Source organism: Microbacterium sp. NPDC096154 (assembly GCF_040302945.1).
Lineage (GTDB): Bacteria > Actinomycetota > Actinomycetes > Actinomycetales > Microbacteriaceae > Microbacterium.
Window position 1 is genome coordinate 28,866 of sequence record NZ_JBEOSM010000001.1, and the last position, 13,936, is coordinate 42,801.

Consider the following 13,936-nt stretch of genomic DNA (forward strand, 5'->3'; position numbering starts at 1 on the left):
CCATCGTCGTGTCTCGGCTAGAAGCCGATGGCGGCCCGGTAGCGCGGCTTGTGACCGGTGCGGATCCCCGTGACGCTGGGCTTGTTCTCGTAGACGCCGGCGCCCCAGTTGCCCTCGACCAGCACGGGACCCGTGGGCGTGACCACGACGTCCCAGCCGACGTACTGCACCTCGGGCACCACGCGGGCGACCTGCTCGATGAAGGCCTTGACCTCGTCCATGAACGGCAGTCGGAAGTCGGCGATCCGGAAGCCCGTGTCCGGGTGCGTCTCGTGCACATGGCCGTGCGAGTCGTAGCCCGCGCCGAACGCCCGGCCGTCGTCATGCAGCATCGTGTAGAACCCGCCGTACGACATCTGGTCGCTCACGGAGCCACGTCCGAACTTCTGCGCGATCGCCAGGATGTGCGCCTCTTGGCCGTCGAAGAAGGCTGTGATGCGCGTGGTGTTGACGGTGCCGGGGCAGACGGCCGCGAGATCGGCGTGCTGCGAGATGACCTCCTCCAGCAGCAGCTCGTCGCGCTCGAGCAGCCCGCGGTGGAAGGCGTCCCAGTCGGTGACGTCCGACGCGTGATACCGCCGCACTCCTAACCCCATGTGGCTGACGGGCACCTTGGCGATGAACGTGCCGTGCCTCTCGCCGAACGCGCGCACGGCGTCGGCATTGCCCGACTCGACGACGAGCCAGTCGCGCTTGAGGAAGTCGGAGAAGACCTTGTTGAACTCGATCTTGTTCTCGAACAGCACGCGCTTGTCCTTGCGCGCGAAGCGAGCCGCGAGCTGCATCGACACCGGATGGGTCATGTAGGTCCCGCGCTCGCCCTTCGACAGGATCGCGAAGTCGTAGTCGACGTAGTCCTGGAAGGCGACATCATGCCGTGCGGCCGACCAGAGCATGTCCGCGAACACCTTGGGCGTCCACGCGCCGTGCTGCTCGTGCACCTCTCTCGCGCGCGCGGCGACCGACTTGATGTCGATGCGGCGGGCGCGCTCGGCGAGGTAGCGGAACTTGCCGGCGAGGCCGAGGCGGTTGTCAGTCATGCACACTCCGAGGGGTCAGCGGGACGGATCCGTCCCCGGGTTAGTCTAGGTCGGTGACCTGGCCGAACCCCCGGCGCGCATCCCCCCTCGCGCTCATCTCCCGGTCCGCTCTCCTCGCGAACGCCCGCCTGCTGCAGGCGCGCGACGCGGACGCGGTTGCCGACCTGCGCCGCGACGCGTGGGGACACGGAGCCGAGCTCGCTGCACGCACGGCGGCTCGTGCCGGCATCCGCCGCGTGGCGGTCGACGCGCGCGATCGCGCCCTCGCGGAGTCGCTCGGCTTGCGGGTCGTGGACGCGGCCCCCCAGAACGGCGCGCTGCTGTACGGGATGCCGGGGACGGGGGGCGCGCCCGTGATGTCGCTCGTGAGCCCGGTGCTCTCGACGAAGCGGCTGCTCGCGGGCGAGGGCGTCTCGTACGGCTACACGCACCGTGCGGCGGAAGACACGCGCATCGCGCTGGTCGCGGGCGGCTACGCGGAGGGCGTCGTGCGCGCGCTGGGCAATCGCGCGTCGGTCGAGGTCGGCGGCGCGCTGCGGCCCATCGTCGGGCGGGTGGCCATGGACGTCTGCGTCGTCGACGTCGGCGATGGGCCCGTGGAGGCAGGGGATCGCGCCGTGTTCTTCGGATCCGGACGGGTGCGAGATGCGCTGGCTCGGTGGGCGGAGGTCACGGGACTCTCGCCCGCGGAGCTCGTATGCACGGTGGGTCTTCATGTCGAACGCGAGGCCCAGGACGCACGTCCCGACGATCAGGGGGCGGCCGCATGAGCGCGGAGCTGCAGGTGTCGCGCTCACGCATCGCCGCGAACATCGCCGCGGTGCGCGCCCGCATCGCACCTTCCGACCTGCTCATGGTCGTGAAGGACGACGCGTACGGACACGGCGTCGAGGCGATCGCCGAGATCGCCGCGGCCGAGGGCGTGCGGTGGCTGGGCGCGATCGACCCGCGCAGCGCCGCTCGCGCGAAGGCGGTCGTCGGCGACCGCGCCCGTGTCTTCTGCTGGCTCACGCTGGGCCCGCACGAGGCGCGCGCGGCCCTCGCAGACGGCCTGGAGCTGGGGGTGGGTGACGCGGCCTACCTCGAGCGGATCGCGGAGGTCGCCGACACGCGCGCCGTCGTGCATCTGAAGATCGACACGGGTCTGCACCGCAACGGGGTGCGCCCCGAGGACTGGCCGGCGTTCGTCTCGCGGGCCGCGCAGCTCCAGCGCGAGGGGCGCATCCGCGTGGCCGGCATCTGGAGCCACATCGCCGAGGCGAGCGACGCGGACGACGACGACGCGCGCGCGGCATTCGACGCGGCCGTGGCAGCCGCCCGAGAGAGCGGCCTCGACCCCGAGGTACGGCATCTCGCGGCCAGCGCCGCGGGCTGGGCTCGCCCCGAGTTCCGCTACGAGCTGGTGAGGGTCGGCGCGTTCTGCTACGGCATCCGTTCGGCCGACGGCCCCGAGCTGCCGGGCATCGTCCCCGCGGCGGCGCTGGTCGCGCTGGTCACCGCCGTGGGCCCAGACGGAGTGGAGGTCGGCATCGGATCGCTCGACGGCCTCCCGTCGACACTCGGCGGGCGCGTCGCGGTGGGCACGCCGGCGGGGCCTCGCCACCTGCTGTCGGTCGGCCTCACGACCTCCGTCGTGGCGGCGTGGTCGGGTGCGGCCCGCGGTGACGAGGTGCGGGTCTTCGGCCCCGGCGAGGCCGGGGAGTCGTCGGCGACGACGCTCGCCGAGGCGATCGGCACGGTCGGCGAGGAGCTGCCGCTGCGGCTCTCGCCTCTCATCCCGCGCGTCCTCGTCGACTGATCCCGACCCAGCGGGCCGGCGCTCTGCGTCGTCCGCCCGAAGCGACGCGCCCGCCGCCTCGATGAGGCGGCGGGCGCGGGAAGCCTGGGGCTGCTGCGGATCACTCCGCTTCGTCGAGGCGCGACGTCTCGTCGTGCCACGAGGTCGCCACGGCGCGCAGCTTCTCCTCGTACTTGCGGCCGTGGTGAGCGCAGAACAGCAGCTCGCTGCCGTTCACCTCGGCGGCGATGTAGGCCTGCGCACCGCACGAGTCGCAGCGGTCCATCGCCGTGAGGCGGTAGGAGACAGCGGGGGCTTCGGTTGTGGTCGTCATCATGTCTGCCTCCTCGTTCATCCATCCACGGTTGCGGGATGCGTCACATATAACCACGCAGGCCTGGCAATCCTGCCCGGGCTTGACCATGTTTCGCTCAGCGCGTACGGAGGCCCTCTCATACCCAGACGGGAGTAGGGCAAGAGGGAGTGTCAGACGGGTCGCTCAGCCGCCCGCGGATAGCATCGAAGATTGTGACCGCCGAGTACTCCGCCCATCATCTGCAGGTTCTGGAAGGCCTTGAGGCCGTCCGCAAGCGTCCGGGCATGTACATCGGCTCGAACGGCTCGCCGGGGCTCATGCACTGCCTGTGGGAGATCATCGACAACTCCGTCGACGAGGCGGTCGCGGGCAACGGATCGCGTATCGACGTCATCCTGCACGCCGATGGCAGCGTCGAGGTGCGCGACCGGGGTCGAGGCGTGCCGGTCGATGTCGAGCCCCGCACCGGGCTGTCGGGTGTCGAGGTCGTGTACACGAAGCTGCATGCGGGCGGAAAGTTCGGCGGCGGCTCCTACGCCGCTTCGGGCGGTCTGCACGGCGTGGGCGCCTCGGTCGTGAACGCGCTGTCTGAGCGCCTCGACGTAGAGGTGGATCGCGGCGGCAAGACCTGGGCGATGTCGTTCCGCCGGGGGGAGCCGGGCGTGTTCGCCGACGACGGCGGTCCTCGGCCGGACGCGCCGTTCACGCCGTTCGAGGAGCGCAGCGAGCTGCGCGTGGTCGGCAAGGTCGCCAAGGGCGTCACGGGAACGCGCGTGCGCTACTGGGCGGACCGGCAGATCTTCACGAAGGACGCCGCGTTCCAGCTCGACGACCTCGTCACCCGCGCGCGGCAGACGGCGTTCCTCGTCCCGGGCCTGGAGATCGTCATCCGCGACGAGCGCCCGCGCGAGGACGGCAGCGCCGAGCCCGTCGAGACCGCGTACAAGTTCGACGGCGGCATCTCCGAGTTCGTGGATTTCCTCGCCACCGACGCGCCCATCACCGACACGTGGCGGCTGACGGGATCGGGGCACTTCACCGAGACCGTGCCCATGCTGCAGCCCGACGGGCACATGGTGTCGACGGAGGTGCAGCGGGAGTGCACCGTCGACATCGCGCTGCGCTGGGGGACCGGGTACGACACCGCCATTCGGTCGTTCGTGAACATCATCTCGACTCCCAAGGGCGGCACGCACCAGCAGGGCTTCGAGCAGGAGCTGCTGAAGCAGCTGCGCGACCAGGTGGCCGCGAACGCCCGCCGTCTGAAGGTGGGGGGCGACAAGCTCGAGAAGGACGACGTCCTCGCGGGCCTCAGCGCCGTGCTCACGGTCACGGTGCCGGAGCCGCAGTTCGAGGGCCAGACGAAGGAGGTGCTCGGCACGCCGGCCGTGCGCTCGATCGTGGCGAAGGTGGTTCGCGAGGAGCTGAAGGCGCGGTTCGCATCCACCAAGCGCGACGACAAGAACCAGACGTCGATGCTGCTCGACAAGGTCGTCTCCGAGATGAAGGCGCGCGTCTCTGCCCGCGCCCACAAGGAGACCCAGCGCCGCAAGAACGCGCTCGAGAGCTCGTCGCTGCCGACCAAGCTCGTCGACTGCCGCACGCAGGACGTCGCGCAGTCGGAGCTGTTCATCGTCGAGGGTGACTCGGCGCTCGGCACAGCGAAGCTCGCGCGCAACAGCGAGTACCAGGCGCTGCTGCCCATCCGGGGCAAGATCCTCAACGTGCAGAAGGCCTCGATCAGCGACATGCTGTCGAACGCCGAATGCGCGTCGATCATCCAGGTCGTGGGCGCCGGATCGGGCCGCACGTTCGACCTCGACGCCGCCCGATACGGCAAGGTGATCATGATGAGCGACGCGGATGTCGACGGTGCGCACATCCGGACGCTCCTGCTGACGCTGTTCTACCGCTACATGCGACCGCTCGTCGAGGCGGGACGTGTCTTCTCCGCCGTGCCGCCGCTGCACCGCGTGATCGTGATCAACCCTGGCTCCAAGCCCAACGAGACGCTGTACACCTACAGCGAGGCCGAGCTGCATCGCCTGCTCGACAAGCTGCGCAGGTCGGGCAAGCGCTGGCAGGAGCCGATCCAGCGCTACAAGGGCCTCGGCGAGATGGACGCCGACCAGCTGGCCGAGACGACCATGGCGCGCGACGGTCGTCTGCTGCGCCGCGTGCGCCTCGAGGACGCCGAAGCGGCCGGTCGGGTGTTCGAGGTGCTGATGGGCAACGAGGTCGGCCCGCGCCGCGAGTTCATCGTCGAATCGGCCGACCGCCTGAGCCGCGAGTCGATCGACGCCTGACGCCGGTCGTCCGGCGCCGTCGCTCAGCCCCGCACGGGGCGGACACGGTTTGTCAGGCGAGCAGGCCGGCGATGCCCGACCACAGCACCGAGACGCCGCCCGCGAGCGAGATGAGCAGGATGATGGTGCGCGCCGTGCGCTCGGGCAGGTGTGCGGCGATGCGGTGCCCGAGCAGGACGCCCACGACGAGCGTCGCGCACACGAGCAGCCACTGCCACCACGACCAGGGGAGTGCTCCGGCGGGGTCCAGGAGACCCTTCGCGACGACCGTGGTCACGCTGAGCACGAAGAAGAACGGCTGCAACGCAGCGGCATAGGCTCGCTGCGGCCAGTCGCCGAGCGCACCGTAGATGCCGAGGATCGGCGCGCCGACGCCGACCGACCCGTTCAGCACACCGGCGACGGCGCCGGTCACCGCGACCGGCATGTCGCCGGGCAGGGGCCTCTCGGCGCGGCGCAGCCACAGCGTCAGGGCGAGGCCGAGCAGGATCAGGACTCCCACGACGGTCTTCAGCACCGCATCATCCGCCGTGCGCGCCAGCAGGATGCCGGGGATCACCCCGAGCAGTGCGGGGAGCAGCAGCCAGACGAGCCGGCGCCAGTCGACGAGGCGCCACACCTGCGCGAGCACGATCACCGATGTGACCGCGCCGAGCGCGTTGACGGCCGTCACCGCGGGAAGCGGGCCGACGACGAGCACCAGGACCGGGACCGTCACCAGGCCGAACCCCATGCCGAGAGCGCGCTGGCCGACCGCGCCGATCAGCGATGCAAGGCAGATCGCCGCGAACCCGAGGGCGGCGGCGCTCACTCGGCGACGCCCAGCGAGGCGCTCAGCGTGCGCCCGATGGAGCTGATCGAGGCATCGAGCGGCTGGCCGGACGCGTCGCGTCGCGAGAGGGTCTCGGGCAGCTTGCGCACCGCCCCTGTCGCGTCGACTGCGCGTGCCGGGTCGGGGCCCACCCAGGCGAGGGTGATGCGATCCTCGCCCTTCAGGAAAGCGTGTGACCGGACGCCGCCCGTCGCCCGGCCCTTGGCGGGGTACTCCGAGAAGTCGGAGATCTTGGCCCGTCCCACATCCATGCCGGCGATCGCGTCGGAAGACCCTGACACCGTGATGACCACGTTCTCGTCTCCCGTGGCCGCGCCGAAGAAGACGGCCTCGGCCTTCGCGGCGAGCTTGATGCCCGCCATGCCGCCCGCCGGAGCGCCCTGCGGGCGAACCGACGACGCCGCGAAGCGCAGCAGCTGCGCGTCGGAGGTCACGAACACGAGCTCCGCCTCGTCGGCTGCTGAGGCGGCGCCGATCACCGAGTCGCCGGCCTTGAGACCGATGATCTCGAGCTCCGGCTTCGGCGGGAGGCCGGCCGGCACAATCCGCTTCACGACGCCCTGCGCCGTGCCGAGGGCGAGCGGCGTGTCGTCGTCCAGGCGCACGAGCGCGACGATCCGCTCGGCCCGGTCGGTGAGCCCGATGTAGTCGTGCAGCTTCGTGCCGACGCCGAGCTGCACCGAGTTGGCGGGCACGGACGGCAGGTCCACGGGAGTGAAGCGCACGAGGCGTCCACGCGACGTCACCGCGCCGACCTCGCCGCGCACCGTGGTCGGCACGGTGGCGAGGATCGCATCGTGCTTGCTGCGACGGGCCGGGGCGGTCAGCTGCTGCCCGTCCGGCACCTCGATCCGCACCGCACGCCCGGTGGTGGAGAGCGCGACCACGGTGGGTGCGTCGGCGATCTGGAGCTCGGGCGTGCCCTTCTTCTGGCGGGGAGCGACGGGCTTCGCGTTCATGAGCAGCGTGCGCCGCGGGCTCCCATGCTTCTCGGCGGTGGCCTCGAGCTCCAGCGCGACCTGCTTGCGCAGCAGGACGTCCGAGCCGAGGAGCTCCTCGAGCTGGGCGATCTCGGCGAGCAGGGCATCTCGTTCCTGCTCGAGCTCGATGCGCGAGAACTTCGTGAGGCGGCGCAGGCGCAGCTCGAGGATGTACTCGGCCTGCACCTCGTCGAGGTCGAAGACCGTGCACAGGCGCTCGCGGGCCTGCTCGGACGTGTCGGACGAGCGGATGACCTGGATGACCTCGTCGATGTCGAGGATCGCGATCAACAGGCCCTGGACGAGGTGCAGCCGTTCCCGGCGGCGGGCGAGGCGATATCGGCTGCGGCGGGTCACGACCGCCAGGCGGTGGTCGATGTAGACCCGCAGCAGCTCCTTCAGCCCGAGGGTGCGCGGCTGCCCGTCGACGAGAGCGACGTTGTTGATGCTGAACGAGTCCTCGAGCGGCGTGAGCTTGTAGAGCAGCTCCAGCACGGCGTTCGGGTCGAATCCGGTCTTGATGCCGATCACGAGCCGCAGGCCGTTGTTGCGGTCGGTGAGGTCGGCGACGTCGCTGATGCCCTGCAGCTTCTTCGACTGCACGGCGTCCTTGAGCTTCTCGATCACTCGCTCCGGCCCGACCATGTAGGGCAGCTCGGTGATCACGATGCCGGTGCGGCGCGGCGCCACCTGTTCGATCGAGACCTTGCCACGCAGCTTGAAGGCCCCGCGCCCGGTCTCGTACGCCTCGCGCACGCCGTCGAGACCGACCAGGATGCCCCCCGACGGGAAGTCGGGACCGGGCACGAACTCCATCAGCTCGGTCGTGGACGCCTCGGGGTGCTCGAGCAGGTGCGTGGCCGCCGCGACGACCTCGCTCAGGTTGTGCGGCGCCATGTTGGTCGCCATGCCGACCGCGATGCCGCTCGCGCCGTTCACGAGCAGATTCGGGTACGCCGCGGGCAGCACCGACGGCTGCTGGAACTGGCCGTCGTAGTTCGGCATGAAGTCCACGACGTCCTCGTCGAGGTTCTCCGTGAGGGAGAGCGCGGGGGACGCCAGCCGCGCCTCCGTGTAGCGCGCCGCGGCCGGACCGTCGTCGAGCGAGCCGAAGTTGCCGTGCCCGTCCACGAGCGGCACGCGCAGCGCGAAGTCCTGCGCGAGACGCACGAGCGCGTCATAGATCGCCGAGTCGCCGTGGGGATGCAGCTTCCCCATCACCTCGCCGACCACGCGCGCGCTCTTGACGTGCCCGCGGTCGGGGCGCAGGCCCATGTCGGCCATCTGATACAGGATGCGCCGCTGCACGGGCTTGAGGCCGTCACGGGCGTCGGGGAGCGCGCGCGAGTAGATGACGGAGTAGGCGTACTCCAGGTACGACCCCTGCATCTCCGCTTCGAGGTCGATGTCCTCGATGCGCTCTGCGACCGGCTCGGTCGGGCTCGGGGATGCGGTGGACTTACGCGCCATACTGCTTACTCGTCTGCTCTCTCGGAGGAGGATGTGGTCGCTGACCGGGCATCGGGCGACCCGAGGTCACGGAGTGGGCGAAGCGCACTGTGCGAGACTTGCCCGGATGCCACCCATCGTACCGACGGGCCCTGCCTCGGCCCGGAGCCTCACCGGAGTTGCGCCCGACATCCTGCGGTCGCTGTCGGGCACATCCGACCGGCTCGCGCCCGCGCGGTCGGCTGTGCTCTTCGTGATCGACGGGCTCGGCGCCCTGCAGCTGCGCGCGCACGCCGGGCATGCCCGCCGGCTCTCGGCCCTCGGCGGGAAGAAGGACGTGGCGCGCACCGTGTTCCCCTCGACCACCGCAGCGGCCCTCACGTCGGTCCTCACCGGCACCGACCCGGGGCAGCACGGGCTCGTCGGGTATCGCGTGCGGGACCCCGCTCAGGGACGCCTCGCGAACCAGCTCAACGGCTATGAGCGCGACGGGCTGGACCCCGCCACCTGGCAGCGTCGTCCGACCGTCTTCGAACGCGCCGCCGCGGAGGGGCGACGCACGTTCTCCGTCGGGCTGGCCGAGTACGCACGCAGCGGCCTCACCGCGGCGGTCCTGCGCGGATCGGAGTACGTGCCCGCCGACGACGTGCGCACACGCGTGCGCGTCGCGTATGAGCTCGCCTCGGCCGAGCCCGGAGCTCTGGTGTACTGCTACATCCCGGAGGTGGACAAGGCGGGGCACCGCCACGGGGTCGATTCCGAGGCGTGGCTGACCGCGCTCGAAGAGGTCGATGCGGCGTTCGCGGCACCGCCGCCTGCGGGCGTGGGAGCGGTCGTGACGGCCGATCACGGCATGGTGGATGTGCCGCGGCATCGGCACGTGCTGCTGCAGGATGGGGACCCGCGCCTCGAGGGCGTCGAGCTTCTCGGAGGCGAGCCCCGCCTGCTGCACGTGTACCTCGAGCCCGGACGGAACGCGCGTGCGGCCGCCGACGTCTGGGCGTCGGCGTCGGGTAGAGCCGGCGATGTGTCGACCCGGGACGAGGCGATCGCGGCGGGGCTGTTCGGCGCGGTGGACGATGCCGTGCGGCCGCGCATCGGCGACCTGCTCGTCGCCGCGCGCGGCACGTGGGCTTTCTACGACGACCGCCTCGACGACAAGCGACCGCAGGACATGATCGGCCAGCATGGGTCGATCACGCCCGAGGAGGTCACCGTGCCGTTGTTGCGGCTGGGCGCCTACGCACCCTGACGGGGGAGCCGGGACGCGGCCCCGGCTCAGTCGTCGCTGCGGGCTCCGAAGACGATCTCATCCCACGACGGCATAGACGGGCGTCCGCGCCGGCGACGCGCCTCGTCCTGCTCGGGCGCGGGGGTGCGCTGGTCCTCTGCCTGCTCCGGCGCATGCAGAGCGGCGTCGAACAGCGCCACCGGAGCGGGACGCTCACGCCCCGACCGATCGCGCAGCGAGTGCTCCGGGGCCGCCTCCGGCTCGAGGGCGGGGGCGGGTTCGCGCTGCCCCCGGCGGCGGCGCAGAGCCTCCAGCAGGTCGGCCGTGTCGGAACTGGGAGCCTGGCCGCCGGGCGCCCGCTTGGCGGCGCGCTCGCGGACGGCGCTCGGCGGCGCCTCGGTCTCCGGCGCCGGGGTCGCGTCGGAATCGACACGCGCGTCGCGCTCGACGAGGCGGCGCGGGCCGAAGGCCCCCGAGTCGAAGCGCGAGTCCTCGCCGTCCGCCGCCTCGGTCGGCGCGACGGTGTCGAGCGCGCGCAGACGGGGGATGAGCCCCTCCGGCATCGGGCCCTGGCGTGACAGCTGAGTGGCGTCGCCGTTCAGCGGCGACAGCGCGCTGCGGCGGGGCTCGAAGCTCCACCGCGCGTCATGGTCGACGTCGTTGGCGCTGAACTCGAGCTTGACGATCCAGCCCGACGACTCCTTCCAGCTCGTCCACCGCTCGCCCGTGGCCCCCAGCTCGGCGAGCTTGGCGCGGATGGCGACGCCGAACGTCGGGTTCTCGTCGTGCTCGAGCTCGACCCCCATCAGCACGGGCACCGCGAGCGCCTGGCCGACGATGTGCTCGCGCTCGGCGATCACGGGGCCCTCGAAACGGCGGATGTCCTCGACGCGGGCCCCGAGCAGCTCGGCGACGTCCTCGGCCGACATGCCGGACCGGATGTGCGACTGGATCTCGCGAGGGCTGGGCAGCGGCGCCCGCGCCTCGACGGGCGACTGGTCGCGCTGGGCCTTGCGGATCTCGGAGCGCATCACGTCGTCGATCGCGAGCGTGAAGCGCTGACCGGCCTCGGTGGCCAGAACGAGTCGGCCGTCTTCGGTTCCGATGATGGTGAGCGATTCCATGCCCATCCTCCTCTGGCTCGCCTCAGCGCCGCAGGCGGACCCTGGACGCGCCGCTGGCATTCACGACCTGGCCATGGTTTCACGCGTCGCGCGGAACCCGCGGAATAGAACGGGCGTGCCGCGAGTTTCGATCCCCGCAGGCGCACGCATTTGCCAAACGGGCCGTGGGCGTGCAAACTATCGCCGCCCCTCCGCTCGGTGGGGCCGCACCACAGCTGATGAAAGAAGCGTGACCCTCTCACATGGCAACCGATTACGACGCCCCCCGCAAGACCGAGGACGACGGCAACGAGTCGATCGAGGCCCTCAAGGCGCGTGTGCCCGACAACATGTCGGGTTCGGTCGACGTGGAGGACGCGGACAACCCGTCGAGCTTCGACCTGCCGGGTGCCGACCTCTCGAACGTCGAGCTGGACGTCGTGGTGCTCCCGCCGCAGGATGACGAGTTCACCTGCATGAGCTGCTTCCTCGTGAAGCACCGCTCGCAGATCGACCACGACGAGGCCGCCGGCCCGATCTGCCGCGACTGCGCCGCCTAGCCGGCCGCGCTCTGCGCGTGACGCACGGCCGCCGCGAGGCGGTCGGGCGTGCGCGACGAGAGCGTCCATGACGACACGGGGTCGTCGGGGTCTTCGTTCGCCAGGACGACGACCCCGGCGACCCCTCCGCGTATCAGGTGCCAGCCGCGGGGATCGAGCGCCGGGCCGCGAGCCGTGCGCGCATCCTCGCCCGTGAGCGCAACGGGATCGCCGAGCAGCGAGACGTCGATGTGCGCGCGGCCGGCCCGAAGCTCGCCCTGGGCGACCTCGATGACGGGCGACGACAGGATGAGCGCCGCGACGACGATCACGCCCACCGCGAGCCCGACAGCCAGCGACAGCGTGCCGTCGTACTGAACGAAGACGAGCGCGGCCATGGGGGCGACCACGGCGGCTGATCCGAGGATCCACAGCGACGGCGACACGCGCTCTCGATAGAGGGGCCGGGGGGTCGTGCCTCGCTTGGCGGGCTGTGATGTGTTCTGCATTACCCTCGTGGAGTGACCGAAACCGTGGACGTCCCCATCATCGCACCGGCCACGCCGGTGTACGCGCACCCCGGTGACGCGGGCGCCGATCTGGTGGCGGCGGAGGCGGTGCGCCTGGAGCCCGGAGAGCGGGCGCTCGTCGGCACGGGCGTGCGGATCGCCCTGCCCGAGGGATACGCCGCGTTCGTCGTGCCGCGCAGCGGTCTCGCGGCCAAGCACGGCATCACGATCGTCAACGCGCCGGGCACGATCGATGCGGGCTACCGCGGCGAGATCAAGGTGGCGCTGTTGAACACCGACGCGCGCGAGCCCTACGAGGTGGCGGCGGGCGATCGGATCGCGCAGCTGATCCTGATGCCCGTCCCGCAGGCGCGATTCATCCCGGTGGACGAGCTGCCCGAAAGCGTGCGCGGCGGCGGCGGATTCGGATCCACCGGCTATCAGGCTCAGGGAGACAACGCATGAGCGACGAGCTCGAGATCGGCCGCAAGTCGGCCCCCATGGACCGAGCAGCGGCCGGTCCGCTGGACGAGACCGAGGCCAACCCGGTCCGCCCCTACATCGACCTCGGGGGCATCAAGGTGCTTCCGCGCGAGGGTCTGAACCTGCGGCTCGAGGTCGAGGAGCAGACGAAGCGCATCGTCGCGGTCGGTCTGGACTACGCCGACTCGACTCTGCAGGTGCAGCCCTTCGCGGCTCCCCGCTCGACCGGACTGTGGGACGAGACGCGCGCGCAGATCCGCGATCAGGTGCGCCAGCAGGGCGGCCGGGTGGAGGAGCGTGAGGGCCCGCTGGGCGCGGAGCTGCTGGCCGAGGTGCCGGTCGTGGCCGGCCAGGATGCGCAGATGCGACTCGCGCGGTTCGTCGGAGTCGACGGGCCCCGGTGGTTCCTGCGCGGCGTGATCGGCGGGGCCGGCGCATCCGACCCGGCGGCGGCCGAGCAGATCGAGGACTTGTTCCGATCGATCGTGGTGGTGCGCGGTAGCGCCCCCATGCCGCCTCGCGACCTGATCCCGCTCAAGATGCCCTCCACGCCCGCGTCGGCGTGACGCGCCCATGATGCACGCGTCCGGAATGGGCCAGTCCCGCGACGAATCCGAGCCGGCTGCGTCCGACCTGGTCGGCGCCGCGATCGGCGGCGTGGCCCGGCGCGCCGGCATCGACCCCGCTGAAGAGGTGACCACCGGCGACGTGGTGTGGAAGGCGATGGGCGGACTGCGCGGCGTGCTCGAGTCCATCCTGCCGAGCCTCGTCTTCGTCGTGGTGTACACCTTCTGGCCCGAGCCGCTCATCCTGTCGCTGGGTCTCTCGGTGGGGATGGCCGCGGTCTTCACGCTCGTGCGCCTCGCGCAGAAATCGCCGCCGGCGGCGGCCCTGGGCGGCTTGATCGCCGCCTGCGCGGCGGCCGCGCTCGCGCTGTTCACCGGTGATGCGCGCGACAACTTCGTGATCGGGCTGGTCACGAACGCGGTGTACGGCACGGCGTTTCTCGTCTCCGCGCTGGTGGGTTGGTCGCTGATCGGCTTGGCGGCGGGCTTCCTCATGGGGGAGGGCACGGCATGGCGCGGCGATCGCCGCAAGCGGCGCGCGTTCCTGTGGCTCGCGCTGGCCTGGTCGGCGCTGTTCTACGCGCGGCTCGCGGTGCAGCTTCCCCTCTACCTGGCCGACGAGACGACGCTGCTCGGCACGTTCAAGCTTCTGATGGGATTGCCTCTCTTCGCACCGCTCGTGGCCGTGACCTGGCTGGTCGTGCGAGCTCTGTATCCGTCGGCGCGTCCGTGAGCCCCACGCCGCGCGCGTGCTAGATTTATCTCGATATCAAGATAAATTGCGTCCCATCGCGGCCCCTGCTGG

Annotated in this window: 14 protein-coding genes; 8 read left to right on the forward strand and 6 right to left on the reverse strand. The window is 71.2% G+C overall.

Annotation, left to right across the window (positions count from 1 at the left end; genetic code table 11):
* Window positions 1-17: 17 nt before the first annotated feature.
* Window positions 18-1,040, reverse strand: coding sequence for a sugar-transfer associated ATP-grasp domain-containing protein (locus ABTW64_RS00125; RefSeq protein ID WP_350617949.1), 1,023 nt, complete (start codon window positions 1,038-1,040; stop codon window positions 18-20).
* A gap of 53 nt (window positions 1,041-1,093) precedes the next feature.
* Here ABTW64_RS00125 and ABTW64_RS00130 point away from each other — a divergent pair, with 53 nt between their 5' ends.
* Together ABTW64_RS00130 and ABTW64_RS00135 are read left to right on the forward strand one after the other, a co-directional pair.
* Entirely contained in the window at window positions 1,094-1,810 is a 717-nt protein-coding gene (locus ABTW64_RS00130) for an alanine racemase C-terminal domain-containing protein (protein WP_350617951.1), read from the forward strand.
* Window positions 1,807-2,838: an alanine racemase gene (locus ABTW64_RS00135; RefSeq protein WP_350617953.1), complete on the forward strand. Its 1,032-nt coding sequence runs from the start codon at window positions 1,807-1,809 to the stop codon at window positions 2,836-2,838. Before ABTW64_RS00130 ends, ABTW64_RS00135 begins: the two co-directional genes overlap by 4 nt.
* A gap of 100 nt (window positions 2,839-2,938) precedes the next feature.
* Here ABTW64_RS00135 and ABTW64_RS00140 read toward each other — a convergent pair whose 3' ends face one another.
* Window positions 2,939-3,151 carry a DUF7455 domain-containing protein gene (locus tag ABTW64_RS00140; RefSeq protein ID WP_502892286.1) on the reverse strand — a complete coding sequence of 71 codons (213 nt, stop codon included), beginning with the start codon at window positions 3,149-3,151 and terminating at the stop codon, window positions 2,939-2,941.
* A gap of 194 nt (window positions 3,152-3,345) precedes the next feature.
* Between ABTW64_RS00140 and ABTW64_RS00145 the strand changes: the two genes are divergently transcribed.
* Window positions 3,346-5,439 (forward strand): DNA gyrase/topoisomerase IV subunit B, encoded by a 2,094-nt coding sequence (locus tag ABTW64_RS00145; protein WP_350617957.1) that lies wholly within the window; start codon window positions 3,346-3,348, stop codon window positions 5,437-5,439.
* Between the two features lie 52 nt (window positions 5,440-5,491).
* Here the strand turns inward: ABTW64_RS00145 and ABTW64_RS00150 are convergent, their stop codons facing one another.
* The gene (locus ABTW64_RS00150) at window positions 5,492-6,250 is read right to left on the reverse strand and encodes a TSUP family transporter (RefSeq protein WP_350617959.1); all 759 of its coding nucleotides are present in this window, start codon (window positions 6,248-6,250) and stop codon (window positions 5,492-5,494) included.
* Window positions 6,247-8,721, reverse strand: coding sequence for a DNA gyrase/topoisomerase IV subunit A (locus tag ABTW64_RS00155; RefSeq protein ID WP_350617961.1), 2,475 nt, complete (start codon window positions 8,719-8,721; stop codon window positions 6,247-6,249). The genes ABTW64_RS00150 and ABTW64_RS00155 overlap by 4 nt, the downstream gene beginning before the upstream one ends.
* Window positions 8,722-8,827: 106 nt before the next feature.
* Between ABTW64_RS00155 and ABTW64_RS00160 the strand changes: the two genes are divergently transcribed.
* The gene (locus ABTW64_RS00160; RefSeq protein WP_350617963.1) at window positions 8,828-9,952 is read left to right on the forward strand and encodes an alkaline phosphatase family protein; all 1,125 of its coding nucleotides are present in this window, start codon (window positions 8,828-8,830) and stop codon (window positions 9,950-9,952) included.
* Between the two features lie 26 nt (window positions 9,953-9,978).
* Here ABTW64_RS00160 and sepH read toward each other — a convergent pair whose 3' ends face one another.
* The gene (gene sepH / locus ABTW64_RS00165) at window positions 9,979-11,055 is read right to left on the reverse strand and encodes a septation protein SepH (RefSeq protein WP_350617965.1); all 1,077 of its coding nucleotides are present in this window, start codon (window positions 11,053-11,055) and stop codon (window positions 9,979-9,981) included.
* A 242-nt stretch (window positions 11,056-11,297) separates the two neighbouring features.
* Between sepH and ABTW64_RS00170 the strand changes: the two genes are divergently transcribed.
* On the forward strand, window positions 11,298-11,594 hold the full coding sequence (locus tag ABTW64_RS00170) for a DUF4193 domain-containing protein (RefSeq protein ID WP_350617967.1): 297 nt from the start codon (window positions 11,298-11,300) through the stop codon (window positions 11,592-11,594).
* Here the strand turns inward: ABTW64_RS00170 and ABTW64_RS00175 are convergent.
* Entirely contained in the window at window positions 11,591-12,019 is a 429-nt protein-coding gene (locus ABTW64_RS00175) for a DUF3093 domain-containing protein (protein WP_350617969.1), read from the reverse strand. The genes ABTW64_RS00170 and ABTW64_RS00175 overlap by 4 nt on opposite strands.
* 75 nt (window positions 12,020-12,094) lie before the next feature.
* Here ABTW64_RS00175 and dut point away from each other — a divergent pair, with 75 nt between their 5' ends.
* The 3 genes from dut to ABTW64_RS00190 are packed head-to-tail and all read left to right on the forward strand — an operon-like array spanning window position 12,095 to window position 13,864.
* Complete coding sequence (gene dut / locus ABTW64_RS00180; RefSeq protein ID WP_350617971.1) at window positions 12,095-12,547, forward strand: dUTP diphosphatase; 453 nt, start codon at window positions 12,095-12,097, stop codon at window positions 12,545-12,547.
* A complete protein-coding gene (locus ABTW64_RS00185; protein WP_350617973.1) occupies window positions 12,544-13,131 on the forward strand; it encodes a DUF3710 domain-containing protein in 588 nt (195 codons plus the stop codon). Before dut ends, ABTW64_RS00185 begins: the two co-directional genes overlap by 4 nt.
* A 25-nt stretch (window positions 13,132-13,156) precedes the next feature.
* The gene (locus ABTW64_RS00190; protein ID WP_350617975.1) at window positions 13,157-13,864 is read left to right on the forward strand and encodes a DUF3159 domain-containing protein; all 708 of its coding nucleotides are present in this window, start codon (window positions 13,157-13,159) and stop codon (window positions 13,862-13,864) included.
* Window positions 13,865-13,936: the final 72 nt, after the last annotated feature.

Bases quoted from the DNA above. Each gene is read 5' to 3' on its own strand.
- ABTW64_RS00185 (WP_350617973.1), top strand. From the start codon at position 12,544: ATGAGCGACGAGCTCGAGATCGGCCGCAAGTCGGCCCCCATGGACCGA.
- ABTW64_RS00125 (WP_350617949.1), bottom strand. From the start codon at position 1,040: ATGACTGACAACCGCCTCGGCCTCGCCGGCAAGTTCCGCTACCTCGCC.
- ABTW64_RS00160 (WP_350617963.1), top strand. From the start codon at position 8,828: ATGCCACCCATCGTACCGACGGGCCCTGCCTCGGCCCGGAGCCTCACC.
- ABTW64_RS00170 (WP_350617967.1), top strand. From the start codon at position 11,298: ATGGCAACCGATTACGACGCCCCCCGCAAGACCGAGGACGACGGCAAC.
- ABTW64_RS00140 (WP_502892286.1), bottom strand. From the start codon at position 3,151: ATGACGACCACAACCGAAGCCCCCGCTGTCTCCTACCGCCTCACGGCG.
- ABTW64_RS00155 (WP_350617961.1), bottom strand. From the start codon at position 8,721: ATGGCGCGTAAGTCCACCGCATCCCCGAGCCCGACCGAGCCGGTCGCA.
- ABTW64_RS00135 (WP_350617953.1), top strand. From the start codon at position 1,807: ATGAGCGCGGAGCTGCAGGTGTCGCGCTCACGCATCGCCGCGAACATC.
- sepH (WP_350617965.1), bottom strand. From the start codon at position 11,055: ATGGAATCGCTCACCATCATCGGAACCGAAGACGGCCGACTCGTTCTG.
- ABTW64_RS00190 (WP_350617975.1), top strand. From the start codon at position 13,157: ATGGGCCAGTCCCGCGACGAATCCGAGCCGGCTGCGTCCGACCTGGTC.